Origin of the sequence: Streptomyces sp. NRRL S-244 (assembly GCF_000717915.1) — a bacterium.
Classification (GTDB): domain Bacteria; phylum Actinomycetota; class Actinomycetes; order Streptomycetales; family Streptomycetaceae; genus Streptomyces.
On the sequence record NZ_JOCX01000020.1, the window covers coordinates 37067 to 61840 of the forward strand.

At 69.9% G+C, this 24774-nt stretch carries 17 protein-coding genes and 1 pseudogene; 12 read left to right on the forward strand and 6 right to left on the reverse strand.

Features of this window, described 5'->3' with window-relative positions; genetic code table 11:
* Positions 1-19 precede the first annotated feature (19 nt).
* From IF02_RS0123170 to fxsT, 5 genes are all read left to right on the forward strand, one after another.
* Positions 20-1174: a tyrosine-type recombinase/integrase gene (locus tag IF02_RS0123170; RefSeq protein ID WP_234318305.1), complete on the forward strand. Its 1155-nt coding sequence runs from the start codon at positions 20-22 to the stop codon at positions 1172-1174.
* Positions 1175-1328: 154 nt separating this feature from the next.
* Positions 1329-1904 carry a hypothetical protein gene (locus IF02_RS0123175; protein WP_030159918.1) on the forward strand — a complete coding sequence of 192 codons (576 nt, stop codon included), beginning with the start codon at positions 1329-1331 and terminating at the stop codon, positions 1902-1904.
* The gene (locus tag IF02_RS0123180) at positions 1901-3973 is read left to right on the forward strand and encodes a DEAD/DEAH box helicase family protein (RefSeq protein ID WP_030159919.1); all 2073 of its coding nucleotides are present in this window, start codon (positions 1901-1903) and stop codon (positions 3971-3973) included. Before IF02_RS0123175 ends, IF02_RS0123180 begins: the two co-directional genes overlap by 4 nt.
* Positions 3963-6680 carry a TerD family protein gene (locus IF02_RS0123185; protein ID WP_030159920.1) on the forward strand — a complete coding sequence of 906 codons (2718 nt, stop codon included), beginning with the start codon at positions 3963-3965 and terminating at the stop codon, positions 6678-6680. Before IF02_RS0123180 ends, IF02_RS0123185 begins: the two co-directional genes overlap by 11 nt.
* A gap of 764 nt (positions 6681-7444) precedes the next feature.
* Positions 7445-10024, forward strand: a complete 2580-nt coding sequence (fxsT, locus tag IF02_RS33240; protein WP_158708544.1) for an FxSxx-COOH system tetratricopeptide repeat protein — start codon at positions 7445-7447, stop codon at positions 10022-10024.
* A 913-nt stretch (positions 10025-10937) separates the two neighbouring features.
* Here fxsT and IF02_RS0123195 read toward each other — a convergent pair.
* Positions 10938-11903 carry a pirin family protein gene (locus tag IF02_RS0123195; RefSeq protein WP_030159922.1) on the reverse strand — a complete coding sequence of 322 codons (966 nt, stop codon included), beginning with the start codon at positions 11901-11903 and terminating at the stop codon, positions 10938-10940.
* 107 nt (positions 11904-12010) lie between these two features.
* Here IF02_RS0123195 and IF02_RS0123200 point away from each other — a divergent pair, with 107 nt between their 5' ends.
* The 6 genes from IF02_RS0123200 to IF02_RS0123225 all read left to right on the forward strand — a co-directional run bounded on the left by IF02_RS0123200 (position 12011) and on the right by IF02_RS0123225 (position 16391).
* Positions 12011-12361 carry a tetratricopeptide repeat protein gene (locus tag IF02_RS0123200; protein ID WP_030159925.1) on the forward strand — a complete coding sequence of 117 codons (351 nt, stop codon included), beginning with the start codon at positions 12011-12013 and terminating at the stop codon, positions 12359-12361.
* 94 nt (positions 12362-12455) lie between these two features.
* A complete protein-coding gene (locus tag IF02_RS0123205) occupies positions 12456-13643 on the forward strand; it encodes a methyltransferase (protein WP_037836973.1) in 1188 nt (395 codons plus the stop codon).
* A gap of 52 nt (positions 13644-13695) precedes the next feature.
* Positions 13696-14478, forward strand: coding sequence for a MerR family transcriptional regulator (locus IF02_RS0123210; RefSeq protein ID WP_234318306.1), 783 nt, complete (start codon positions 13696-13698; stop codon positions 14476-14478).
* Positions 14479-14647: 169 nt separating this feature from the next.
* Positions 14648-15298, forward strand: coding sequence for a DUF6230 family protein (locus IF02_RS0123215; protein ID WP_420708199.1), 651 nt, complete (start codon positions 14648-14650; stop codon positions 15296-15298).
* Positions 15289-15744 carry a DUF6114 domain-containing protein gene (locus IF02_RS0123220; RefSeq protein WP_037836960.1) on the forward strand — a complete coding sequence of 152 codons (456 nt, stop codon included), beginning with the start codon at positions 15289-15291 and terminating at the stop codon, positions 15742-15744. The genes IF02_RS0123215 and IF02_RS0123220 overlap by 10 nt, the downstream gene beginning before the upstream one ends.
* Positions 15741-16391 carry a hypothetical protein gene (locus IF02_RS0123225; RefSeq protein ID WP_030159933.1) on the forward strand — a complete coding sequence of 217 codons (651 nt, stop codon included), beginning with the start codon at positions 15741-15743 and terminating at the stop codon, positions 16389-16391. Before IF02_RS0123220 ends, IF02_RS0123225 begins: the two co-directional genes overlap by 4 nt.
* A gap of 133 nt (positions 16392-16524) precedes the next feature.
* Here the strand turns inward: IF02_RS0123225 and IF02_RS0123230 are convergent, their stop codons facing one another.
* The gene (locus IF02_RS0123230; protein ID WP_030159936.1) at positions 16525-19287 is read right to left on the reverse strand and encodes a penicillin acylase family protein; all 2763 of its coding nucleotides are present in this window, start codon (positions 19285-19287) and stop codon (positions 16525-16527) included.
* 167 nt (positions 19288-19454) lie between these two features.
* Here IF02_RS0123230 and IF02_RS33945 point away from each other — a divergent pair.
* A pseudogene (locus tag IF02_RS33945) lies at positions 19455-19756 on the forward strand (DUF2087 domain-containing protein).
* On the opposite strand, the gene IF02_RS0123240 reads toward IF02_RS33945, so the two are convergent.
* From IF02_RS0123240 to IF02_RS0123255, 4 genes are all read right to left on the reverse strand, one after another.
* Positions 19728-21167 (reverse strand): dihydrolipoyl dehydrogenase family protein, encoded by a 1440-nt coding sequence (locus IF02_RS0123240; protein WP_030159938.1) that lies wholly within the window; start codon positions 21165-21167, stop codon positions 19728-19730. The pseudogene IF02_RS33945 and the gene IF02_RS0123240 sit on opposite strands and share 29 nt — an antisense overlap.
* Before the next feature lie 147 nt (positions 21168-21314).
* Positions 21315-21704: a thioredoxin family protein gene (locus tag IF02_RS0123245; RefSeq protein WP_030159939.1), complete on the reverse strand. Its 390-nt coding sequence runs from the start codon at positions 21702-21704 to the stop codon at positions 21315-21317.
* Between the two features lie 143 nt (positions 21705-21847).
* The gene (locus IF02_RS0123250; protein ID WP_030159941.1) at positions 21848-23287 is read right to left on the reverse strand and encodes an aldehyde dehydrogenase family protein; all 1440 of its coding nucleotides are present in this window, start codon (positions 23285-23287) and stop codon (positions 21848-21850) included.
* A gap of 156 nt (positions 23288-23443) precedes the next feature.
* Entirely contained in the window at positions 23444-24661 is a 1218-nt protein-coding gene (locus IF02_RS0123255; RefSeq protein ID WP_030159943.1) for a thiolase family protein, read from the reverse strand.
* Positions 24662-24774 lie beyond the last annotated feature (113 nt).

The window sequence follows — 24774 nt, forward strand, 5'->3', positions numbered from 1 at the left end:
TCCGAGGAGCGTCACACTGATGGCACCAACCACTCTGGCACACGGCATGGGCACCGTATTCAAGGAATGCGGTCACGGCCCGGCCTACTGGCCCCGCTGCCCCCATCCCTACAAGATCCGCTACCGCAACGCCATGGGCCGCCAGCAACAGGAATCAGGCTTCACCAGCCGGGAGGCGGCCATCACACGCCTGGTGGCTGTCTACAACGAACGCAAGACCACCCCGGCCAACCAGACCCGCACCGAGCGCATCGCCAAATACGGCCCCATGACCTTCCGCGACTACACCCGCGAGTGGAAGCAGGGCCAACGCCACCTCGCACCCGCCTCCCTCCTCCACCTCGACTCGCTCCTGGAGCACCACCTCTTCCCCACCCTGGGCAGCCGCCGCATGGACTCCTTCGACCACAAGGTCGTCGAGCACTTCATCCGCGCCATGGAACGAGCCGGCACCGGCCTGGCCACCCAGGCCAGCGCCTTCGACAAACTCAAGGCCATCCTCCTCGACGCCCACCGCCTCGGCATCTACCTCGACAGCCCCCTACTCGGCGTTCAAGCCCCCGTCTACGACCCCAAGCGCGCCGTCATCCCCTCCCCCACACAACTCCGCGTCCTACGCACCGTCGGCGACGACACCTTCCAACTACTCGTCGACCTCATGAGCGGCTGCGGCCTCCGTAACGGCGAGGCGGCGGCCGTCAACCTCAACAACATCGTTGCCGCCGACACCTACCGCGTCACCGAACAGGTCAACCGCACCACCAAGCAGTACGACCGCCTCAAGCACCGCAAGAAGGGCGAGTACCGCGACGTCCCCCTACCACCGAAGGTGAAGGAGGCCATCGAGCGATATACGGAGGCGCACGGAGCGGTCGACGGCTACCTCCTCCGCCACCCGCAGGACCGCTCACGCCCCTACGCCAGCTACCTGCTCAACAACCAGTGGCGCCGCATCAAACAGACCAAGAAGCTCGACATGCCCGATGGCATGGTCCTCTACGGCTTCCGCCACTTCTTCGCATCCAACTGCCTCGCCCACCGCATCCCCATCACCGACGTCGCCGAATGGATGGGCCACAAGAACCTCGAGATCACCTTCAAGACCTACCGCCACCTCATGCCCGGCACCATCGGTCAAGCAGCCACCATCCTCAACACCACCCTCGCCGCATGAACATCTCTCCAATAGGGGCGGCAGGAGGTACCCAGTTGGGGTGTCTCGACACACCACGTGCTGTGACAATAGGTGTCGTGTGTGACATGGCGCGCGTGCTGAGCCGTACACGGACGAACAGGGGTGGGAGCTGTTGAGAACGTGGTTCGAGCGAATGGCATCGATCCCAGGCTTGGCCTTCGTCGGCAGCCCTGGTGTCAAGAGGGATCAGCTGCCCGGCGCCTCCGTCCGACCGGATGAGTCGTACGGCACGCCTATGTGGCCGACCGCCGAGGGTAGTACCTCCGCGACCCCGGCCAGCCAGCACGTACCCTTCGACGCAAGGGGCGCGGAGCACCTCGCGAGTGTCTGGGAGGCCCTGGAGCTTCCGGGCTCGGCCATGGATTACCACTTCGTCCTTCAGAGTGCGGTCGACCGTCTGTGGAGCGACCGCCGTTCGTACCCTGCCGGCCTAGAAATGCTCGAGGTCTTCGCCAAGCTGGACCTGGAGTTGATGGAGGCCGCACCGCAGGCGGTGTCGTTCGACGAGAACATCCGTCCGGACACGTTCGTAAGGGTCACGTCCGTGCCGCGCTTGATCTCTCTTCTCGAGCGCGAAGGGGCCCTCGCGGAAGCGCTGGTGCTGGCTCGCAGGCTCACCAGCTTCAAGCAGGGCGAGGATGTGGTCGAGCGCCTATTAGAGAAGACCGACGCTCTGACTGCCGAGGGTGCCGCGGGCGGACTGCTATGAGCACTCGCCTTGACCAGCTGATCCCCTCTGCGTCCTTCCTGGAGGAGGCCTTCCTTCGATGGGTGCTCACTCCTGCCGTCGAACCGGGCATCGTGCCTCGGGTGCACAGCCAGCATCCGGTGACGGTCAACGAGCGCTCGTACCGACTGGACTACCTCATCGCGGGCAACTCACTCCAACTTGCCATTGAACTGGATGGTTTCGCCTTCCATAGTGACCGCGCCGCGTTCACATACGACAGGCTCCGCCAGAACGACCTGGCAGCCACCGGTTTGACCGTGCTGCGGTTCTCCTACGATGCCGTGCGCCTTGACACCCGTCGCTGCGTCGCACAGCTGCAGGCCATGCTCCACCGCGATGCAGGGCTCTCCCCCTTTGTCGTCGCGACGCCCCACGTCGAAGTGCCGGATATGGCGGGCGATCCGATGCGGTCCGCCGATCCTCCGCGATACGGCCCGGCAGCTTCTGGCACCGCCTACTTCGACGGAATCCGGGCCCTGGTGGACCGAGGGCCGCTGAGGGCGTGCCAGGACGAAGCGTTGGGTGCGCTGGCCAATTACTACGCCTCCGGTGGCCGCCACGCGGCAACCGTGATGGCTGTCGGAGCTGGCAAGACCGCGCTGTGCGTAGCTGCCGCGCTTTCCTTCACAAAACGCCGGGCTCTCGTGGTGACACCTGGCTCGGTAATCCGCGGCACCTTCGCCAAGGCCCTCGACCCCGGCGTTCCGGGGAACGTTCTGTACGGGCTGGCGGGCGGCCCCCTGCTGCCGGGGGCCCGCCCGCCGCACACCGTGGTGTTGGACGCGGACGACACGCAGATCAGCCAGGTGACCCGGGAACAGCTGCTGGCGGCCGACGTTCTGGTAACGAACTTCCATGCCCTGGGCACCGGTGACAAGCCCGGGGATCTACTGGCGAAACTGGCGCCGAACGAAATCGACTTCATCGTGGTGGACGAGGCGCACATCGCTGCCAGTGACTCCTACCAGCGGCTGTTCGATCACTTCCGTCATGCGCGGACGTTGCTCATGTCGGCTTGCTTCAAGCGCCTCGACGGCAAGCCCATCGACGCCGACGTCGTCTATCGATACAAGTTGGTGGACTCCGTCGCGGACGGATCCGCGAAGAATTTGCGGGTCCGCAGGTTCGCCCCGGATGCAGCGGCGACGGTGTACGAGGCTATTTGGCCGGACGGCCGGCGCGAGGAGATCGTGGGCCGGGAGGCGTTGCTCGCGGCGCTCGGGGACGAGCGGAAGATGGCACGGATCACCGCGCGGTCAGACGCATCGATCCACCAGGTGATGGCGGTGACGCGAGCATGTCTAGACGAGCAGGCCAAGCTGCTGGCTCCAGTCAAGCCTCGGGTTCTGTTCTCGGCGATGGGTGAGGCTCACGCCCACCAGATCGCTCGGATCGCCGAGGCACACGGCATACCCTGTGGGACTTTGCATCACAGCATGTCTGCGTCGGCGATTTCCGCGACCCGGCGTCGGTTCGAGTCAGATTCGGGTGACCTCCAGGGCATCGTCCAACTTCGGATGCTCGGCCAAGGCTACGACTTCCCGCCGATCACCGTGGTCGTGCCGGTGCGGCCTTACGGCAGCTTCGGTGAGTTCTACCAGTTCGTGGGGCGTGGTGTACGCGTCCTGCGACATGCGAGCGTCCCCACCGACGAGCAGTACATGGACGTGGTCTGCCACGCAGAATTGGGCCTAGAGGAACATCTGGAGGCCATGTGCGTGGACAACGACCTGGATCCCGCGGTGCTGCTCGACGCCCCGCTCATCGATGCCGCATCACTGTCGGATGGAACCGAAGGCAGCGATGGCGAAAGGGGTGATGAGTCTGCAGACACCGGACCGGCCGGGGTGGATGCGTTCGTGCTGTACGAACGGGGCCGCGTCGAGCAGCGTGTGGTGCACGACCTGGAACGGGTGGAGGCGAGACGAGCCGAGCGGGGGATGCAGCTGATGGCGCAGCGTTACGCCGTCTATGCGCAGAGTTCCACGACCCCCATGCCGTTCGAGCAGTTCGTCGAGTACGTGAGGAGGCTGACCGGTGGCCAGTGATCAACTGCGATGGTGGCAAGAGGCCATCGTCGTGAGCCCAGCCGAGGCCCTCGCTCTGGAGACTGCCGCGGGCCAGGACCAGCGGTTCGCCGAACTCGACGGGATGGCCGCGAGACTCCTGGAAGCCGCACTCAACGGGCAGCCGATCGTCAGAGTCACCCAGGCTAAGGGGCCTCAGACCTCCGACACCGTCGCCTTGGTGGGTCTCTCGCCGCACGAGGGCCTGATCTGCACGGACGTGTTTGGTGTCCAGGAGCAGCAGCGTCGGGGGGCCTGGTACCTACCGCAGAAGTTGTCTCTGAAGGCTGGTGTGGTGAACCTGCCGCATCTGATGCGACGGCGCGCGGCTCATGCGATGACGGTTACAGCGGACGACACTGCCAGGATCAGCGCCGTGGACAGCGCCGATCTGGTGTTGTTGTGGGCATTGTTGAACCCGTTGTTCGAAACGCTGATGGAGCCGGTCCGGATCCGGGCGGCAGGGCCGATCGGATCGGTTGAGGAACAGCGGCAGCTGTGGGGTGGGATCGAAAGCCGCTTCGCTCGCCTGGGTCTGGCTCCCGATGTCCTGGAGTGCTTCCGCTTCGGGGCCGGCTGGCACCGCCTGGACCGAGCTGGGCAACATCGCGCACGCCTTGATCTCTTGGACTCACTCGCCGCCAGCGACCTGTCGCAACTCGTCGCCCGTCATCGCATGACGCAGGTGCAGTCCCTCATGGAGGGCTTCGCCAAGAAGGCCAAGTCCGCCAAGGTCGGGACGGCCCTGGCGCGTCGCGTGCTGACGCGGGCCCTGCAGCCCGTCGTCTCCGGCTATTTCTCCGGCGACTGGCTCGCTGTGCTGGATTACCTGCAAGCGCCCCCTCATCCGGACGAGGAAGTCATTACCACGCTCCCCGAGCCTCGCCTGTACGTAGGCATGTCCTCCCAGGCGGCGGCCATGGCGACCGAGTCCGGGGTGGCCGAAGAAGAGATCCACGCAGTACTCGCCGCCTTCCTCGGGGGATCGTCTTCACTCTCCCCGATTGAAGAACGCAGTGACGCGCTGCGTGAGTGGTGGACGGCCTTCGACCAGGCTCACGCCATGCAAGCTCCGGGTATGCGCTCACTGTGGGGATTGGTCGACGAGGACCTCATGGCACTCTCTGGGAACGACCGTGGCCACACTGTCCAGTTGTACCGAGACATCCTGCCCACCGCTGTGAACGAGCGCGTAGGCCAGTTGTGGGACACGATGACGCTTCAGCGCCATTCCCGCAGCATCGTGAGCAATCCACGGCCACACCAGCTGATGGCCGACGCCTTCGGCCCTGCAGTGGACTTCTGGCACGGGGTTGCCCTCACTGCCTGGTTCGTCTGTGAGGGCCCCTACTCGCGCACCTCTTTGTCCGGCGTCGGTGACTACTACAGACGTTCCCTCACCGAACTCCAGAGGGTCGGCTGTCCAGTCGACCCCTCCCTGTTCGAAGAGCTGCGTACCGCAGAACAGCACCTGGGGCCGGAGGAGAGGATCACGAGGGACAGGGGGTTCTCGGACGGCACGCCCTTCGGTGACATCACCGTGTCCTCGGGCATCGGCTACTCCACTCGTCGTGAGGGCTTCGAGGGCGTGCGCGACATCGTGACACGGCACCGCCGAGCATGGGCTGAGAAACACCTCGACGACTACCTCCGGCAGCGCTGGCGCACCGAGCTGGAAGATGTGGCCGGTGCCCATCACAGGTTCGTCGCCGCCAAGGGCCGTCCGCCCACCCTGATCCAGTTCGCCCAGTTCGCCACCACTGCGGCGAATCGCTGGACCGGCGGTGACCTGGGTTCCGTGTACACGGCCATCGGGGAGCCGGCCGCAGCCGAGCAGCACCGGCCCACCCGTCTGTTGACCTGCGACGGTTATGACTTCGCCCGCAGGGTCTACGACGCGTTGGGCGGCAAGTCTCTCGACCACGACACCTGGATGAACGACCCGGATGAGTCGCGTCGGCAGTGGCAACTGAGCCGATTGGCCACGGAGAGCCTGCGCTATGTCCAGCTCCATGAGGCACTCGGTGAACCGCCCACCGCGAAGCAGTTCGGCGCACAGCGCATGACCTGGCCCTGGCCAGGAGAAGAATCCGAAGGCTGGCCGGTTCTCCAGAGCGCGATCAGTACACTCACAACCTCAACCCCTCCGGTGGTCGCAGATCAGACTGCGGGCAATCTCCGTGCAGGTCCAGTGCAACAACTGGCCAAGGGAGGCAACGCCCCACTGCAGACAGCTCCCGTCACCGTGCGCATCATCGCCACCGGAGCGCCCGTCGACGTATCTGCAGTGCTGCTCGCCGCCAACGGCAAAGTGCGCAACGACAACGATCTGGTCTTCTACAACCATCCTCAGCAGGACGGCGTCCGAGCCGACGGCGACACGGTCACGGCCGTCCTGGGCAGTGTCCCCGATGCCGTCAGGAGCATCGCCGTCGTCGTCAATATCGACCTCGAGGCCCAACCCACCGCCGTCTTCGACCAGCACACCACCTGGCGGGCCGAGGCTACCCAACTGTCAGGGAACCTCCTGTCGTTCGAGCCGGAGCCCTTCGCATCGGGCGAAACGGTCACCGTCGCGATGGAGCTCTACCGGCACTCCGACGGATGGAAGGCCCGCGCCGTCGGGCAGGGCTACGACACCGGACTGGCTGGCCTGGCCACCGACTACGGCATCGACGTCGAGTCCTGAGCTGCCCGCCGGCGCCACGTTCAGCGGCCGCCGCCGACGGGCTCCGGCCAGCCGAAGAGTCCGGTGGCGCCGCACACGCCAATCTCAGGCATGGGCGCTCCCTGCGCCCGGCGGGCTCCAGGTCCGGGGGGACCGGGTCACGCAGCGGCGGACTTGGGCGGGTAGTTGGGGGTGCGCCAGAACCGGTCGGCCATCCAGGCTTGTCGGTGTCGAGAATGAGCACCACAAACAAGCACGCGCTGTCCGCTCAATCGGTTCAGGCAGCGTGCGGCGGATCCGACGATGGCACACCGGGCCGTCGACGACTTTCGGCGTGCACTGCTCGCCAAGGACGAGAAGCTACTGGCAGCGGTGGGACGGCAGGACTTCAGGCTGGTGCACGGGCCCCGTTACCCGGCCTGCGGACGTTTCTCGATCGGATCTGGTCGGCGAGATCGCAGAACATCTCTCGCCATCTTCAGAAGACTCCAGCCGTGTGCAGATATGCGTGATCACAGGCCTATCGGAACTGGGTAAATCGATCCCGTCCGTCGCCAGCCTATTCGGACGGACCTCAAGTAGACGTCCGGGGCCGACGATTCAGCCACCATCCGGTGCCCGGAGCGGATGCCCTGAGGTCTCGGCGATGGCGTCCTGCGGGGGCACTGTGGCCCGAAGGCCGTGCCAAGTAGGATGAGCGCACACTGAGTGGTGCGCAGCGAGCAAGACAAACAGGTGCTGCTGTCTGCGGAATGAGGAGGGGCGGGGACAAGTTGATTTCCTCCATGCCTGCGGCAGTCGGCGTGCCTCTCATCAACTTCCGGGCGCACGAGCTCCGTACCGGCAGCGTGGACGGAGCCCGCGCCGAGTTCGAGAAGATGATCGCGGAGCTGGCCGGGGCCACGACTCCGAACGTCCGCAGAATCGAGGCCAATCCCGGGGACTGGGGCGTGGACGCGTTCGCCGGAGACCTCGGCGGTGCGATCGCCGTGTGGCAGTGCAAATACTTCATGCCTGTGACTACCACAAGCCACTCACAGCAGATCCGAGAGTCCTTCGCCCAGGCGCTGAAGGCGGCGCAAGCCAACGGTCACACGATTACGGAGTGGGTGCTGTGCATCCCTTCCTGCATGGACGGTCCCGCGGCGAAATGGTGGGACGGGTGGAAGAAGCGAACTGAGCAGGGCCACGGTGTCGTGCTTCGGTTGTGGGACGAAACGGAGCTGATGCGCAGGCTTCACAGTCCCGAGGGCGACCCGGTGCGTCGGGCTTACTTCGAGCCCAGGGGCACTTCCGTGGAGTTGGTGGACAAGGTGTCGAACGTGCGATCCGGGCTGTTCATAGGCCGGGCGGGTGAACTCCGCGCGCTGGACGCGGCGTTCTCCGAGGCGGGTCACGCCGTGGTCCACACGGTGCACGGTCTGGGCGGGGTCGGGAAATCGGCGCTTGCAGCGCACTGGGCAGCGGGCCGGCCCGAGGCAGTGCGGTGGTGGATCACCGCCGACAGTACGTCCGCTGTGGATGCCGGGTTGGCCGCGCTTGCACGGGCCCTTCACCCTAGGCTGACCAGCCAACCCGCCGAGGAACAGACCGAGACCGTAATGCGGTGGCTTGCCACGCACGACCAGTGGCTGCTGGTGCTCGACAATGTCGAGGACCCGGCCCATATCCGTCCACTGCTGGACCGGATCCCGGGTGGCCTGGTCCTGATCACCAGCCGTCGGGCGACCGGTTGGCACCACGATGCCACAAGCAGCCGACTCGGCACCCTCTCTCCGACCGACGCCGTAGAACTGTTCGCCCGGGTCCTCACCCACCACGGGCCACGGGAGACTGGCGGAGCGAACGCTCTGTGCGAGGAACTCGGATATCTAGCACTGGCCGTGGAGCAGGCCGCCGCGTACTGCGCCGAGACAGGCATCACCCCGCGCGACTACCTGGGCATGTTGGCTGAGCATCCTGCGACGGTGTTCGCCGCCGGCCCCGAGGGCAGCGAGTCCGACCGCACCGTAGCCCTAATCTGGCGCCTAACCCTCGACCGTCTGACCGACACCCCACTGGCTGGGGACATCCAACGCATCCTGGCCTGGTACTCCCCCGACCGCATTCCCCGCGACCTCCTCGACGCTCTCGCAGAGCCGCCGGAACGCGCGACCGCGATCGGCCGGCTCATCGCCTACAGCATGGTCGTCGACAACCACGACGGCACCCTGTCCGTCCACCGCCTCGTCCAGGCCCTTGCACGCACCGCAGACCCTCGCGACCCCCACCGCCGCACCGCCGCCATCAACCAAGCCCGCGGGCAAGCCACAACCCTCCTGGCAAATGCCTTCCCCACCGAACTCGACCAGCCCCGAAATTGGCCGCGCTTCCGAGCGCTCCTGCCTCACAGCGACACCCTCACCAGCCTGCACACCCCCGACCACGACACCGTTCACACCGCCCGTATCCTCAACTGCGCCGCAGTGTTCCGGCAGGCGCAGGGCTTACCGGCCGCAATCGTTCCCACCTTCGAGCGCGTGCTCGACATCCGCGAGCGGGTTCTCGGTAGTGACCATCCCCACACTCTGATCTCTCGCAACAATTTGGCATACGCATATCAAGAGGCAGGCCAGCCGGGCCGCGCGATTCCGTTGTACGAACGGACCTTGAGAGAGTTCGAGCGTGTGTTGGGCGACGAACACCCCGACACGATGATGACCAGCAACAACCTTGCGGGCGCGCACCAGAAAGCGGGCGACATACGCCGCGCGATCCAGCTCTTCGAGCGCACTCTGCAAGACCGGGAGCGGGTGCTGGGTAAGCGCGCCCCCGACACTCTGGTCTCGCGCAACAACCTGGCGGCCGCATACCAAGAGGCGGGCGACGTGAACCGGGCCATCCCGGTATTGGAGCGCTCATTGGAAGAGTGTGAGCGGGTCCTGGGCGACGACCACCCGACCACGCTGACCTTCAGTAACAACCTGGCCGCCGCCTACCAGGAGGCGGGCGACGCGGACCACTCGATCCTGCTGTACGAACGCACCCTAGAAATCTGCGAGCGGGTGCTGGGCAAAGACCACCCCACCACCATCATTTCCCGCGAGGACCTCGCTGCCGCCTACCGGGCTGCAGGTGACCTGGACCGCGCGATCACACTGCACAAGCGCACCCTGCACGGCCAGGAGCAGGAACTGGGCCAAGACCACCCCAACACCCTGGCCTCACGTAGCAACCTCGCGCTCCTATACGCGGCTGCGGGCGACCTGAATCGCGCGACCCGGCTGTACGAAGTCCTCCTGAAGGACTGCGAGCGGGTACTGAGGTCGGGGGATCCGGTGACCGCTCAAGTGCGAGCGAACCTGGAACGCGTGCGGTCCATGTAGTCATCGCACATCCTTCGCCAATCCACCTCGGGTGGTCCGACCGCCAGCAGCCATCAACCGGGACGGAGCGAGCCCACCCCCGCGAGGAGACGCGGGTCGCGATCCCTCGCCGCCACACCCCGCGCCAGCCGAACATCCGCGTATATGGACCATCCGCGACCGCATCGGCCGCCACTGGGTCGTCCACCCCTGGGCACTCGCGGACGACCGTCCGGGCGCTGGCAGGCAATCACCGGCGCTACAGACCCTCCCGCGGAACCGCACCCGGCGACGAAGAGACCCTTCGCCGAGGAGGACCTGGACGCCTCTGCCGCTACGGCGAGGGGGCTTCTTCACCAGCGACCCACGTCCGGGCGGGAGTCGACATCGGCTACCGGCCTTCGCACCTTCGATCACGTCGAAGGGAGCCTAACGACGGCCAGGGTGTGCGCCACCTCGATGCACCACTACGGCCCCCGCAGCCCAAAGTCTGCTCGACCTCCCGCAGCGGCTGACCGTCGACAACGCCCAAAACATTCGGATCCGCCTCGGTCAGCACGCTACTCTGTCGTTGTCTCATCTCCACAAAAAGCGGCCGCCGCGGACCGACGGGTGCCTACCGAATCTGGATCGATGATCTCGTCGTCCCATATGGCACCGCGGCCTGGCTTGCTGCAGGACCCGAAGGTGTGCCACGAACTGCGGATCACACAGAGATTCAGACGTATCTGAGTCGGCCCATCGACGTCACCCAGAGGTGAACCAGAGTCAGCATTCGTCCTGGCACACCCTGACGCGAACGGCCACACCTGAGAATCAGGCTGGAGGCGCCGACCGGCTTCTGGCTTCGTTGAAAGGTGTTGAGAACGCGCAGAGGTCCAGGCCTCGCCTCCTCTCGACGAGGCCCGGACTCGCATCCCGAATGCTCACATAGTCAACGCACACGACCCCGTGGTTTCAACTGAGTTGGGGGAATCTCGGGGGCCGGGATCGAGGGCCCGTCGTAGCCTTTGACCTCGCCGAATCGGGTTCCGTTCATCCAGTCCTCACGGGCCTGAACGACCTCTTCATGACTCCTGGCGACCCAGTTCCAGAACATCACGATCTCCTCCTCGAACGGTTCGCCGCCCAGGAGCATCAGGGCCGCGTCCGAGGTCGCGCGCAGGGGGAGTTCCGTGCGGCCGCAGCCGAGGTAGAGCATCGAGCCCGGGAGGACCGGGACGCCGTCCACGTGGGCCTCCCCCGCCATCGACAGCACCGCGTACTCGAAGTCCGGGTCGAGCGGGAGCCGGGTCTCCGTGCCCGCCGCGAGCGCCAGGTCAGCGCCGACGATCGGGCTGTACGCCGTGCCCGGCGAGGTCGCCGTGTCCAGGGTGCCCAGGATGACCGTCGCCGTCAGGCCCGGGGCGGTCACCTGCGGGAGCTCCGCGTGGTGCTGGAAATGGGGCTCCACATTGCGGTGCTCGTCCGGGAGGGCCACCCACAGCTGGGCCCCGTGCAGGATGCGGCCGTGCGAGCGCGGGCTCTCCTCCGAGTGGCTGATCCCGCGGCCGGAGGTCATCAGGCCGAGCTCGCGCGGCCGGATCGTCTCGAGGCTGCCCACGCTGTCCCGGTGCAGCACCTCGCCGTCGTGCAGCCAGCTCACCGTCTGGAGCCCGGAGTGGGGGTGCGGGGCGACCTGCATGCCGGGCTCGCCCGCGATGTCGTCCGGGCCGTAGTGGTCGACGAAGCACCAGGCGCCCACCATGCGGCGGCCCAGGTTCGGCAGGAGTCGGCGGACCTCGGTGGATTCCCCGAGCTTGACCGTGCGCGGGCTGAGGAGCTCGCGCACGGGTTCGGCCACGACGAAGCCGCGGCCGCCGCAGGCGGAGAGAGCGGGCTGGCGATCGAGATTGCTCATACCCCACAACTTAGTACCGACACCGGCGCCGCGTTCGGTGGAATGTCCGGCCGCCCTCACGTGTTGGGGCAGGCGGACACACCACCTGAACGGCGGAAGGGATCTCGATGAACGCGCCGACGACGTACTTCGAGCACGGCACGGCGGCCGAGCGCTGGGAGCGCGCCCGGCTCTTCTTCGACGCGAAGGAGTACACGACGGCCGCGAACATCCTGGAGGCGCTGGCCGGCGAGGCCCCCGAGCAGCTCGCGCCCCGGCTGCTGCTGGCCCGCGCCTACTACCACTCCGCCCGGCTCTCCCGCGCCGAGCACGAGCTCCGCGCCATCCTCGAGCGCTGGCCGGTGGAGGATTACGCGCAGCTGATGCTCGGCCGGACGCTGGAGCGCCAGGGCCGGGCCGAAGAAGCCCGCCCCCACCTGCGGATGGCCGCCGCGATGGCGGGCGAGTTCCCCGAGTAGCACCGCAGGTGGTGCCCCGAGTAGCCCACCGCCCGGCCCCGTGTGTGCGGGGCCGGGCCGCAGCCTCGGTTAGCCTGGGGTCACGATGAACCGTCTGACCACGCCTTTCGGCTCCTACGAGCTCACCCGCTTCCCCGAAGACCCGCGCGACCAGCTCCGCGCCTGGGACGCCGCCGACGAGTACCTGCTGCGCCACCTCGACTCCGGTACGGGGGAACACGGCCCGGTGGACCTGGCCGGCGCCGGGCAGATCACCATCCTCGGGGACCGCTGGGGGGCGCTCACGACGGCGCTGGCCGCGTACCACCCCACGCAGATCACCGACTCCTACCTCGCCCGGGCCGGCACCGCCGCGAACCTGGACCGCGCCGGGATCGGCACCGCCAAGTCCACGGTGCGGCTGCTGACCACGCAGGACGCGCCGCCCGAGCGGATCGACGTACTCCTCGTACGGGTGCCGAAGAGCCTGGCGCTGCTGGAGGACCAGCTGTACCGGCTGGCGCCGCACGTGCACGCCGGCACGGTCGTCGTGGGCACGGGCATGGTCAAGGAGATCCACACCTCCACGCTGAAGCTCTTCGAGAAGATCCTCGGCCCGACGAAGACCTCGCTCGCCGAGAAGAAGGCCCGACTGATCTTCTGCACGCCGAGCGCCACCTCGACGCGGGCCGTCGACCCGTGGCCGGTGACGTACACGCTGGACGAGGACGCGGGCTCGGGCGCCGGCCTGACCGCCGTCAACCACGCCGGGATCTTCTGTGCCGACCGGCTCGACGTCGGCACCCGCTTCTTCCTCCAGAGCATCCCGAACAACACGAACGGCGCCCGGGTCGTGGACCTGGGCTGCGGCAACGGCATCGTCGGCACGGCGGTCGCGGTCGCGGACCCGCGCGCCGAGATCGTGTTCACCGACGAGTCGTACCAGGCCGTCGCCTCGGCGAAGGCCACGTTCCGCGCCAACGTGCAGCACGAGCGCGAGCGGGCCGACTTCCTCGTCGGCGACGGCGTGGCCATGCTGGACCCGGGCTCGGTCGACCTGGTGCTGTGCAACCCGCCGTTCCACTCCCACCAGGCGACGACGGACGCCACGGCGCTGCGCATGTTCGCGCAGTCGCGCAAGGTGCTGCGCCCGGGCGGTGAGCTGTGGGTGGTCGCCAACCGCCACATGGGCTACCACACCCACCTGCGCCGCCTGTTCGGCAACAGCGAAGTCGCCGCGAGCGAACCGAAGTTCGTGGTGCTGCGGGCGGTCAAGCAGGAGGACCGGCCGCGCCCCATGTGACCTGCCGGTACACCCGCCGGTAGCTCCCCCGGTTCGCCCTACACTCGGCCGCGTGAGCAGCCAGGTACGAGAAGACGACGGTACGGACGGCAGCGCGGGCGGCGCCACCACCGCCGAGCGCTACCGCCGCGAGGACCTGGCCCGCGCGGCCGGCGTCAAGGTGCGCAACCTGCGCTACTACCAGGAGCGCGGGCTGCTCCCGCCGCCGCGCCGCGAGGGCCGCATCGCCTGGTACTCCGCGGACCACCTGACCCGGCTGCGCCTGATCAGCGATCTCCTCGGGCGCGGGTACACCGTCAACGGGATCGCCGAGCTGCTGCACGCCTGGGAGGCGGGCGGGGGCCTGTCCCAACTCCTGGGCCTGGAGCGGGCGATGACCCGCGACTGGGTCCACGAGGAGCCGGTCACCATGACCCTGGCCGAGCTGCGCGGGCTCTTCGGCCCGACGGGGACGGCCGAGGACACCCGGCGGGCCGCGGAGCTGGGGTACGTACGCATCGAGGGCGACCGGGTCACGCACCGGAGCCGGCGCCTGCTGGAGGCCACGCTCACGCTCGTGCGGCAGGGCGTGCCGCTCGCGGAGATCCTCGACGCGGGGGACTTCGTACAGACGCAGGCGGCCGCGCTCGCCGACCGGTTCGTCGGACTGTTCCGGCGGCATGTGATCGGACCGGACGGGCTGGAGCGACTTTCGGCCACCCAACTGGATCACATCTCGGACGCGGTGGCGGCGCTGCGTCCGGTGGCGGGCGAGGTCGTGGCGTCGGAGTTCGCCCGGGCGATGGCCCGGCGGGTGGAGGCGGAGGTCGCCCAACTGCTCCGGAAGGACGCGTAAAGCCGCGTAATACCGCATGAGGGCGCGTAAGGCCGCACCGGAAGGCAGTGACCGATCGGTAGGAGTCGGCCGAAAAGGCACGGCCGAGCAACCTTGCCAACCCCCATTGGCACTCTTACATTCAACTCGTCGGTAACAACGATGCACAGCCGAAATAAGGGACGATCTCATGGCAGATTCCCCCAACTTATCGGATTCCTCCGCCCCGCCCGGCAGAGACGACGAGGGAGGCGGCCGCGTCCGCTGGCGCCGCTTCGCCGTCCTGACCGTCCCCGCCATCGCCGTGACCGCGGGCCTCGGCATCGCCCTCGCGCAAGGCGCCCTCGCCGCCTCCTTCGCCGTATCGGGCCAGCAGTTCAAGGTGTCGGCGACGAGCCTGGAGGGCGAGGGCTTCGCCCAGTACGGCAGCATCGACGTCAACGCCCGCGAGGAGCTCATCCCGGTGGCGGTCACCGCCATCAAGGAGGCCAAGCTCCACAGCCTCTGCCAGTCGGTCGTGACCACGCTGCCGGTCGTCGGCGACATCTCGCTCAACCTCACCGCGGGCAAGAAGGCCCCCGTCGAGGCCAGCAACCTGTTCGTCGACGCCACCCAGCTCTCCGGCGACGCCGTGTTCAGCAACATCGAGATCGGCCGCGACGCCTCCACCCTCGACAAGGGGCCGGCGGAGGCCGTGGGCATGCAGGACCTGTTCGCCCAGCAGGCGGACACCGTCAGCATCACAGGTCTGCAGCAGACGGCCTGGGCCACGAACGCGGGCACCTTCAAGCTCTCCGGGCTCAGCATGAACATCAGCAAGGGCAAGAAGGAATGCTTCTGAGCCTCCGGCGGCGGTGGCGGCAGTGGCGTCGGGGCAGGCCGTTCTGGGGAGGGCTGTTCGCCGTCCTCGCCGGGGCGGAGATCTGCGCCCTGCCGCTCGCACCGTTGAAGGTGATGCTCCAGCAGGGCATCGCGGGCATTCCGTCCGTCCTGATGGGCATCGTCATGATCGTGCTCGGCCTCACCGCCTGGTTCTCGCCCGCACAGCGCAACCTCGCCGGTGTCCTCACCACGCTCATCGCCACCGCCGCGCTGGTCATGTCGAACCTCGGCGGGTTCCTGATCGGCACCCTGCTCGGGATCCTCGGCGGCGGGCTGATGTTCGCCTGGCAGCCGAACGCCACCGCCCCGCGCCCCTCCCCCGAGCCGCCGGACTCCGTACCGCCGCAGTCCCCCGCCCCAACCGGCACCACCGCGCACCCCGATCCCCAAGGAGCACAGCCATGAGCCGCACGCGTACCGCGCTCGCCCTCGGGTTGGCCGCCGCCGGAGCGCTGTCGGTGGCCTCGGTCACCGCCACCGCCGCGCCCTCGCCGCTGGCCGGATCGACCACCGTCACCCCGGCCGGGCACTCGTTCAAAGCCGCCCTCAGCGGCAAGGCCACCCTCAAGGCCGGTTCGGTGACGGTGACTTGTACGGTCTCCGTCTCCACCGGCACCGTCCCGGCCGCCCCCGGGAACCAGAACCCCGCAGGTCCCGTCTCGTCGCCGATCACGCCGCCTACGTACAGCTCGTGCACCTCCAGCATCCCGGGCGTGACCCCGACGGTCACCACCAGCGGTTCCTGGTCGGTGTCGATGCAGAACGGCTCCCCGATCACCGCCACCATGACCGTCCCCGTCGGCGGGCTCGTCGTGCACACGACCGGCCTGGCCACCTGTACGGTCACCGCCGCCCCCACCGCCCCGGCGAACGTCGGCGGGACCTGGGTGAACGGCGCCCCGCCGAGCCTGACCTTCACCAACGCCTCCGTGCCGGTCACGGTCACCGGCGGGTTCGGCTGCCCGACCAGCGCTACCGCGTCCGTCTTCAACGCCGTGTACAAGGTCACCGACACGACCGACCCGGCGCAGCAGATCACCGTCGGCCCCTGAGGGACGGCGGCAACCCGCGCAGAAAGAGGCCCGCCGGCCCCGGAGCGATCCGGGACCGGCGGGCCTCAGCGGTGGTACGCGCGGGGCCTCAGCGGTGGTACGGGCGGGGCCTCCCCGCCCGTACGCGCGGGCCTCAGCGGTGCGCCGGGAACTCCACCACCTGCTGGTACGTGGGCCGGTTCTGCCAGTTGATCTGCGGGTGGCTCAGCCCGCCCACCGGACGCTGCACGATCGAGTCCGCGCACCACTGGTTCCCGGCCGCGCAGGTCCCGTCGGCCGGGTACACCGACGCCGGGGTCGCGGAGGCCGCCTGCTTGAGCGTGGCCGCCATCGCGTCGCGGCACGCGGACAGCGAGCCGCCTCCGCAGTACGCCTTGGCCAGCGGACCGGCGACCGGGCGCCCGAGCACCGTGCGCAGGTCCTTGTCCGCGTAGCTCCACCAGCCGTACTGGAACGCCGACCCGGCATGCGAACCGGTGGGCCCGTGCCCCGCGTTGGGCGCCTCGTCGACGGTCAGCGAGGCCCGCAGGGCGTCGTAGAGCGGCGCCCCGAGCCCCGGTTTGAACTCGGCCTCGATCAGCAGCGGCCACCAGGCGTCCATGATCCGGACGGCGTCGGCGTGAGCGTACGCCTTCGAGCCCTGAGCGGTCTCCTTGCGCTCGGTCCCTGCCGCCTGCCACGCCGCCAGCTTGTCGACGGCGGCGGCCACCGCCGGATCGGTGACCGGCTGGCTGCGTACCACCGCGAGCAGCTCGGGCAGCAGGTTCTCGGCCCGCAGGTCGGTGACGGCCGCGTCCGCCATGGCCTGGGTGAGCTTGGCCCGGGTGACCCCGCCCGCGGCGACGAGCGGTTTCACGCGCTGGTCGAGGAGGTCGCCGCGGTGCACGGAGCCCATGCCGAAGCCGGCCGCGCCGTACCCCTTGGCCTGCTTGTTGTTCCAACTGATGTAGTAGTCCTGCCCGATGGACTGCGGGTGCTCGGCGGGCGGCGTGTACGCGGCGGTGTTGGCCGCCGGGTCGAAGCCCTGCCACTCGTACTGCTGCTTCGCCGCGATCGGCAGCGCGGCGTCGACCCCGGCCGGCCGGACCGGGTTCGAACCGCTGTTGTAGTACGCCGCTTCGCGCGCGTCGGCGTAGAACCAGTTGAAGGCGTAGCCGATGTGCTGGGCGGCCTGCTGGAACGTGCGGGCGTCCGTCACGTACGAGGGGTCGTTGAGCATCTGGAAGCCGATGATCGAGTCGGCCTCGTGGCGGTACGTGGAGCGCAGCGCGGTGTAGGCCACGGGCTTGCCCGCGATGGTGGCGCGGTGGGTCACGATGCCGTAGTTCGTCCGCCAGACCTGCATCCGGTACGAGCCGTTCGGCGTCGGGTCGGCCACCGAGGACTTCCAGGTGTTGGTGCGCTCCAGCTTCTCCATGGGGGTGCAGGTGCCGCGGTAGAGGTACGAGGCGCTCGCGGTGGTCGGGGCCCCGCCGCCCGGCTCGCACAGCTCGACGGCGAAGGTGTCGGTGATGTCCTGCCCGGCGGAGGTGGCGCTCCAGGCGTAGTCCTGGCCCCGGCCGAGCTGGACGTACATGCTCACCCCGGCGAAGGAGGCGCCCCGGGCGCTGATGCCGGGGCCCTGGAGCTCCTGGAGCATGAGGAGTTGGGGTGCGAGGTAGCCGGTCTGCGGGCCGAAGACGGCGACGGGGTGGCCGCTCGCGGTCTTCGCCCCCGAGACGAGCAGGGCGTTGGACATGCTCTGCTTGACCGGCTTCGGCGGGTTCGCGGCGGCAGCGGTGGCCGCCGCGCCCGTGCGGTCGTAGACCAGCTGCTCGGCGGTGACCGAGCCCGGATCCGGGAGCGCGGCGCCCTGCGGGTTCGCGGGCTTCTGCGCGTACGGGAAGCTCGTGCCGTCGTGGACGGTGAGCACGGCCTCGGGGTCGTCGCGTTCGCGGAAGGACTCCCAGACCCGGGTGCCCTCCTCCAGGCCGTACTTCTGCTGCGCCGAGAGCAGGGAGAGCGCGGCCTGCACCTCGCCGCCGCCACCGCCGCCGAACAGCCCGCCGACGACGGAGGCGAGGGCGATCAGGTCGGTGGTCTTGAACGGCTGGATCTCGCCGGCGTTGGTGATGGAGTCGATGTGGCCGGTGAGGACGTACTCGCCGGGGAAGTAGCGGCCGTTCTTGGACTGCACGCGGTAGGCGTTGATGCCGTCGACGTACGCCTGCGCGTCCTCCATCGCGAGGCGGCCGCGGTCGCCCTCGGTGGTGCGGATCCGGTCCACCTGCGCCTGGAGGTCGGCCTCGGTGTACGGGGCCTGCGGCCAGAACTGCTGCTCCAGGCCCTGGTTGGCGAGGGCGCCGCCGGCGAACGGGGTCAGGTCGCCGCGGCCGACGTGGCGGAAGAGGTCCATCTGCCAGAGCCGGTCCTGGGCGGCGGCGAAGCCCGCGCCGAAGGAAGTGCCGTAGCGGGTGGTGCCCTTGATGTGGGGGACGCCGGTCTTCTTGTCGCGGGTGATGGTGACGTCGGAACGCGGGCTGGCGGTGGACTCGACCTGGTCGGCGGGGACCCCGAAGGACGCGTCGTTGAAGAAGTCGTTGACCTTGGCGTCGGTGAGCCCGGGATATCCGGCCACCAGCGAGTCGTAGCGGGCCAGTTGGTCGGAGGCGTGGGCGGGCATCGTGCCGAACGCCTTGTGCAGGAGGATCTGGGCGAGGGTCGCGTTGCCGTTCTGGCCGGGCGGCAGGATGTCCGCGCACTGGCCGCCGCAGTAGTCGGCGACGGGAAGCGGCACGGGATCGGCGGACGGCGCGGCGGTCGCGGCCGCGGTCGCGAGCGGGGAGAGCAGGGCGGCTCCGAGGGCGATCACCCCGGCGGCTACGGCAGTTCTCAGGCGGGCGGTGGGACGTCGCATACGTGCTCCTCCGTGGGGCAGGAAGCGGTCACGGGGGAGGGTACTGGCGGGGCCTACCGCTCAGTAAGATGAACGACCGTCACTTTTCAGGGGAGTTGACGTCCCCGACCGTGCGTCGGGCATAAATCCGTTGCCGGACGTGCGGGGTGTCGGACAGGCTCGCTGCCATGTCACCACAAGAGCGCCGTGTCGCCGACCTCTTCTCCGGCGGGCGGCTCATCGCCATCCCGCGCAAGGCCGCCCGCCGCGAGCAGCTGCTCGCCCCCTCACCGAGACCCTCTTCGCGGAGGGCCGCACGTACACCGAGCCCGAGGTGAACGACGCGCTGCGCACCGTGCACGAGGACTGCTCGGCGCTGCGGCGCTACCTGATCACCTCGGGCTTGCTGACCCGGACCCGCGACGGCAGCAGCTACCGGCGGGCCGACGTCGTGGACCCGGCTATCCCCGGTACGCCTCCAGCAGCCTGAGCCAGATCTCGCTGATCGTCGGGAACGCCGGGACCGCGTGCCACAGCCGGCCGATCGGGACCTCCCCCGCGACCGCGATCGTGGCCGCGTGCACCAGCTCGGCCGCGCCCGGGCCGACGAAGGTCGCCCCGAGGAGCACCTCCCGGTCCAGGTCGACGACCATCCGGGCCCGGCCCCGGTACCCGTCGGCGTACAGGCCTGCGCCGGAGACCTTGCCGAGGTCGTAGTCGACGGCGCGGACCCGGTGGCCCGCGCGCTCGGCCTCCGCGAGGGTGAGGCCCACGGCCGCCGCCTCCGGGTCGGTGAACACCGCCTGCGGCAGGGCCTGCGTATCGGCGGTCGCCGCGTGCGCGCCCCAGCGGCCGGTGTCGAGCGCGGGGCTGCCCGCCGCGCGGGCCGCGATGGCGGCCCCCGCGATGCGGCCCTGGTACTTGCCCTGGTGGGTCAGCAGCGCGCGGTGGTTGACATCGCCGACCGCGTACAGCCAGTCGTGGCCCTGGACGCGGCAGCTCTCGTCGACCGGGATCCAGTCGCCGGGCGTCAGCCCGACGGTCTCCAGCCCGATGTCCTCGGTGTGCGGCGAGCGGCCGGTCGCGATCAGCAGCTCGTCGCCCTCCAGGATCTCGCCGCCCTCCAGTACGACCTGGACGGGCCCGGTCGAGCCGTCCCGTACGACCGCCTCGACGGAGACGTCCGTACGGACCACCGCGCCGGCTTCGCGCAGCGCCTCGGCGACCAGCTCACCGGCGAAGGGCTCCATCCGCGGCAGCAGCCCGGAGCCGCGGACGAGGACCGTGACGTGGGAGCCGAGGGCCTGCCAGGCCGTGGCCATCTCGGCGGCCACCACCGAGCCGCCCACGATCAGCAGCCGGCCCGGCGCCTGCCGGGCGGAAGTGGCCTCCCGGCTGGTCCACGGCCGCGCCCCGGCGAGCCCGGGCACGTCCGGGATCACGGCGCGGGTGCCGGTGGCGACGACGACGGCGTGCCGGGCCGCGAGCACGTGGTGCTCGCCCTCGGGGCTGGTGACGGCGACCTTGCGGACCCCGTACAGGCGGCCGTGGCCCCGGTAGAGGTGGGCGCCGATCGAATCGATCCAGTCGACCTGGCCGTCGTCCTTCCAGCTGGAGGTCCAGTAGTCGCGGTGCGCGAACACGGCCTCCGTGTCCAGCGGCCCCTCCACGGCGCCCGCGAGCCCGGGCACCCGGCGGGCGTCGGCCCTGGCCAGCGCGGGACGCAGCAGCGCCTTGCTCGGGACGCAGGCCCAGTACGAGCATTCACCGCCGACGAGTTCGGCCTCCACCAGGGCGGTGGTCAGCCCGGCGGCGCGGGTCCGGTCCACGATGTTCTCGCCGGCCGGTCCCCCGCCGAGCACCACGACGTCGTACTCCACCGCTTCCGACACAGTCACCATCCGTGGTTCCAGGGGCGCTTGTTCCCTGTCACCTTACGTGCGGAGCGTGGGGCGGGCGGGAGACGCGCGGCGGCCGCGCGCAGACGCACCCCGACCGCCCGGCAGACACGCCGTACGCGGTCCCGCGGACGGTCGGCGGGTCGGAGCTCAGGCCTCCGACGTGCCGGGCTGCCCGTCCTGCTGCGACGCGGCGATCTTCGCGCGGACCTCGTCCATGTCCAGCGCCCGCGCCTGCCCGATCAGGTCCGTCAGCGCGGCCTCCGGCAGCGCGCCGGGCTGCGCGAAGATCGCCACCTGGTCCCGGACGATCATCAGCGTCGGGATCGAGGTGATCTGGAAGGCGGCGGCCAGCTCCTGCTGCGCCTCCGTGTCCACCTTGGCGAAGACCAGGTCGGAGTGGGCCTCCGAGGCCTTCTCGTAGACCGGGGCGAACTGGAGGCAGGGCCGGCACCAGCCCGCCCAGAAATCGATCAGCACGAACGGGTTCTCGCTGACCGTCTGGTCGAAGTTCTCCTTGGTGAGCTCGACAGTAGCCACGGTTCCAGACCTCCTGATTGCCTTGTATGCACCTTGAACGATCGGCTCGCCCCGTGCATTCCGCCACGGCGTACGTACGGCGCGATGCGCGGCGCACGTACGGGCCGCCGCACGGCGTCGGCGGCCCGCACGTACCTGCCGTCTCAGAAAGGGTGCCCCGCCGGAGCCGAGCGGACCGTCGTCCAGCGCAGCTCCGTGAAGGCGTCCAGGTTCGCCTCGCCGCCGAACCGGGCCCCGGTGCCGGAGGCGCCGACCCCGCCGAACGGGGCCACCGCCTCGTCGTTCACCGTCTGGTCGTTGACGTGCGCGATCCCGGTCGGGATCCGCCCGGCCAGCTCCATCCCGCGCGCCGCGTCGCGCGTCACGATCCCGAGGGAAAGGCCGTAGGGGCCGGCCGAAGCCAAGGCCACCGCCTCCTCCTCCGTCACGAAGGACCGTACGGGCGCCACCGGGCCGAAGACCTCCTCCGCGTAGGCGGGGGTGTCCTCGGCGACGCCCGCCAGCACGGTCGGCCGGTAGAAGAGTCCCTCGTGCGTGCCTCCGACGACGAGCTTCGCCCCCTGCTCCGTGCTCGCCGCGACCAGGGCGTGGACCCGCTCCAGCTGGCCGCGGTCGATCAGCGGCCCCAGGTGCACCCGCTCGCGGTACGGGTCCCCCACCGCCAGCGCCTCGGCCCGCGCGGCGAGCCGCTCGACGTACTCGTCGTACAGCGAGGCGTGGACGAGGTGCCGGCCGGCCGTCATGCAGATCTGGCCCTGGTGGAAGAACGAGCCCCAGGAGGCCTGCGCGACGGCGGCCTCGACATCGGCGTCCTTGAGTACGACCAGGGCCGAGTTCCCGCCCAACTCCAGGTGGGCCCGCTTGAGATGACGGCCCGCCAGCTCCCCGACGAGCCGCCCGGCGGCCGTGGACCCGGTGAACGACACCACCCGGACCAGCGGATCGGCGACCACCGCCGCCCCGGTCTCCGCGCCCCCGGGCAGTACGTGCAGCAGCCCGTCCGGCAGCCCGGCCGCCGCGAAGACGGCGGCGAGCGCGAGGCCGCCGCACACGGCGGTCCGCCGGTCCGGCTTGAGCAGCACGGCGTTGCCGAGGGCGAGGGCCGGGGCCACCGAGCGGATCGCCAGGATCAGCGGCGCGTTGAACGGGGCCACCACGCCCACCACCCCGGCCGGGACCCGGCGGGTGAAGGAGAGCCGCGGCGCCTCGCTCGGCAGCACCTGCCCGGCCGGGCGGGAGGCCAGCGCGGCCGCCTCGTAGCACTCCTGGGCGGCGACGTGCAGCTCGAAGTCGGCCTTGCCGGGTATGGAGCCGGACTCGCGCACCAGCCAGTCCCGCAGCTCGTCGGCGTGGGCGGCGAACAGGTCCCCGGCGCGGCGCAGGACGGCGGCCCGCTCCATGTGGGAGGCCCGCGCCCAGTCCTCCTGGGCGGCCCGGGCCCGCAGGGCGGACTCGGCGACATCGGCGGGCGCGGCCAGGGCGAGGGTGGCCAGGGTGCGGCCGGTGGCGGGTTCGACGACCGGGGCGGCGCCCCCGGTGAGGGTCGGTCCGTCCTGCCAGAGCGTCGGTTCGAGGAGCGGCATGGCGCGGGGCCTCCGGTGGGAATGGGGCGGGGCGGGGGGCGGCAGCACGCGCCATCGTGCCAGACCGGAGGCACCACATCTGTTCAGTTATTGGGCAGTTGACGGGCCACCGTGACCGGAAACGATCGACGGCCCCGCGGAGTGGGTGGGTTGGGTTCAGCGCTCCAGGACGAGCGCGATGCCCTGCCCGACCCCGATGCACAGCGTCGCCATGCCCGTACCCGAGCCGGCCGCGGCCAGCTGGTGCGCCACCGAACCGGCCAGCCGGGCCCCGGAGGCGCCGAGCGGGTGCCCGATGGCGATGGCGCCGCCGCGCGGGTTCAGCACCGCCGGGTCCAGCTCCGGCCAGGCCGCGAGGCAGCCCAACGCCTGCGCCGCGAAGGCCTCGTTGAGTTCGAGCACGCTCAGGTCGGTCAGGCTCCGGCCCGCCTTGGCGAGCGCGCGCTGCACGGCGTCGACCGGGCCCAGGCCGAAGAGCTGCGGCTCGATGCCCGTCACCGCGGAGGCGCTGATCCGGGCCAGCGGCTCCCGGCCGGTGGCGGCCAGCCCCTCCTCGTCGGTCAGCAGCAGCGCCGCGGCGCCGTCGTTGAGCGGGGAGGCGTTCGCGGCCGTGACCGTACCCGTGCCGTCCGTCCGGAAGGCGGGCTTCAGGCGGGCCAGCGACTCGAGGGTGGAGCCCTCCCGGATGCACTCGTCGCGTACGAGGTCCACTCCGGGGTACGCGACGACCTCGCCCCCGTACTGCCCGGCGGCCCAGGCCGCCGCCGCCTTGCGGTGGCTCTCCAGGGCGAAGAGGTCCTGGGCCTCGCGGGTGATGCCGTGCTTCTCCGCGATGAGTTCGGCGCCCTCGCCGAGCGAGCCCGTCCACTCCGCGGGCATGCGGGGGTTGGTCATCCGCCAGCCCAGGGTGGTGGACCACATCTGCTGGTGGCCGGCCGGGAAGGCGCGCTCGGGCTTCTGCACCACCCAGGGGGCGCGGCTCATCGATTCGACGCCGCCCGCGATGGCGACGGAGGCGTCGCCCAGGGCGATGGCCCGGGCGGCCTGGATCACCGCTTCGAGGCCCGAACCGCAGAGCCGGTTGACGGTGACCCCGGGGACGGACACCGGGAGCCCTGCGAGCAGGACGGCCATCCGGGCCACGTCCCGGTTGTCCTCGCCCGCGCCGTTGGCATCGCCGAAGACCACGTCGTCGATGCGGGCGGGGTCGAGGTCGGGCGTACGGTCCACCAGCGCGCGTACGACGTGCGCGGCGAGGTCGTCGGGGCGGACCCCGGCGTAGGCTCCGCCGAACTTGCCGATCGGGGTGCGGACGGCGTCGACGACGTAGACGTCGCGGACGCTGAGTCCGTCGCGGGCGGTGCGGATGCTCATGGGGGCTCTCCTGCGCGGATCCGTACGGGCGGCGCCGGGGCGGTGCCGGGGTCGGCACCCGGTGCGGTGCCGGGCGCGCCCGGTGGGGCGCGCCCGCAGTCTCCGTCCGCAGG

What these genes read in the sequence shown, in the direction of transcription:
- IF02_RS0123250 (WP_030159941.1), bottom strand. Translation starts at nt 23,287, where the DNA reads ATGCCGCTCCTCGAACCGACGCTCTGGCAGGACGGACCGACCCTCACC.
- IF02_RS0123230 (WP_030159936.1), bottom strand. Translation starts at nt 19,287, where the DNA reads ATGCGACGTCCCACCGCCCGCCTGAGAACTGCCGTAGCCGCCGGGGTG.
- IF02_RS0123220 (WP_037836960.1), top strand. Translation starts at nt 15,289, where the DNA reads ATGCTTCTGAGCCTCCGGCGGCGGTGGCGGCAGTGGCGTCGGGGCAGG.
- IF02_RS0123170 (WP_234318305.1), top strand. Translation starts at nt 20, where the DNA reads ATGGCACCAACCACTCTGGCACACGGCATGGGCACCGTATTCAAGGAA.
- IF02_RS0123200 (WP_030159925.1), top strand. Translation starts at nt 12,011, where the DNA reads ATGAACGCGCCGACGACGTACTTCGAGCACGGCACGGCGGCCGAGCGC.
- IF02_RS0123215 (WP_420708199.1), top strand. Translation starts at nt 14,648, where the DNA reads ATGGCAGATTCCCCCAACTTATCGGATTCCTCCGCCCCGCCCGGCAGA.
- IF02_RS0123255 (WP_030159943.1), bottom strand. Translation starts at nt 24,661, where the DNA reads ATGAGCATCCGCACCGCCCGCGACGGACTCAGCGTCCGCGACGTCTAC.
- IF02_RS0123225 (WP_030159933.1), top strand. Translation starts at nt 15,741, where the DNA reads ATGAGCCGCACGCGTACCGCGCTCGCCCTCGGGTTGGCCGCCGCCGGA.
- IF02_RS0123180 (WP_030159919.1), top strand. Translation starts at nt 1,901, where the DNA reads ATGAGCACTCGCCTTGACCAGCTGATCCCCTCTGCGTCCTTCCTGGAG.
- IF02_RS0123195 (WP_030159922.1), bottom strand. Translation starts at nt 11,903, where the DNA reads ATGAGCAATCTCGATCGCCAGCCCGCTCTCTCCGCCTGCGGCGGCCGC.
- fxsT (WP_158708544.1), top strand. Translation starts at nt 7,445, where the DNA reads ATGCCTGCGGCAGTCGGCGTGCCTCTCATCAACTTCCGGGCGCACGAG.
- IF02_RS0123240 (WP_030159938.1), bottom strand. Translation starts at nt 21,167, where the DNA reads ATGGTGACTGTGTCGGAAGCGGTGGAGTACGACGTCGTGGTGCTCGGC.
- IF02_RS0123175 (WP_030159918.1), top strand. Translation starts at nt 1,329, where the DNA reads ATGGCATCGATCCCAGGCTTGGCCTTCGTCGGCAGCCCTGGTGTCAAG.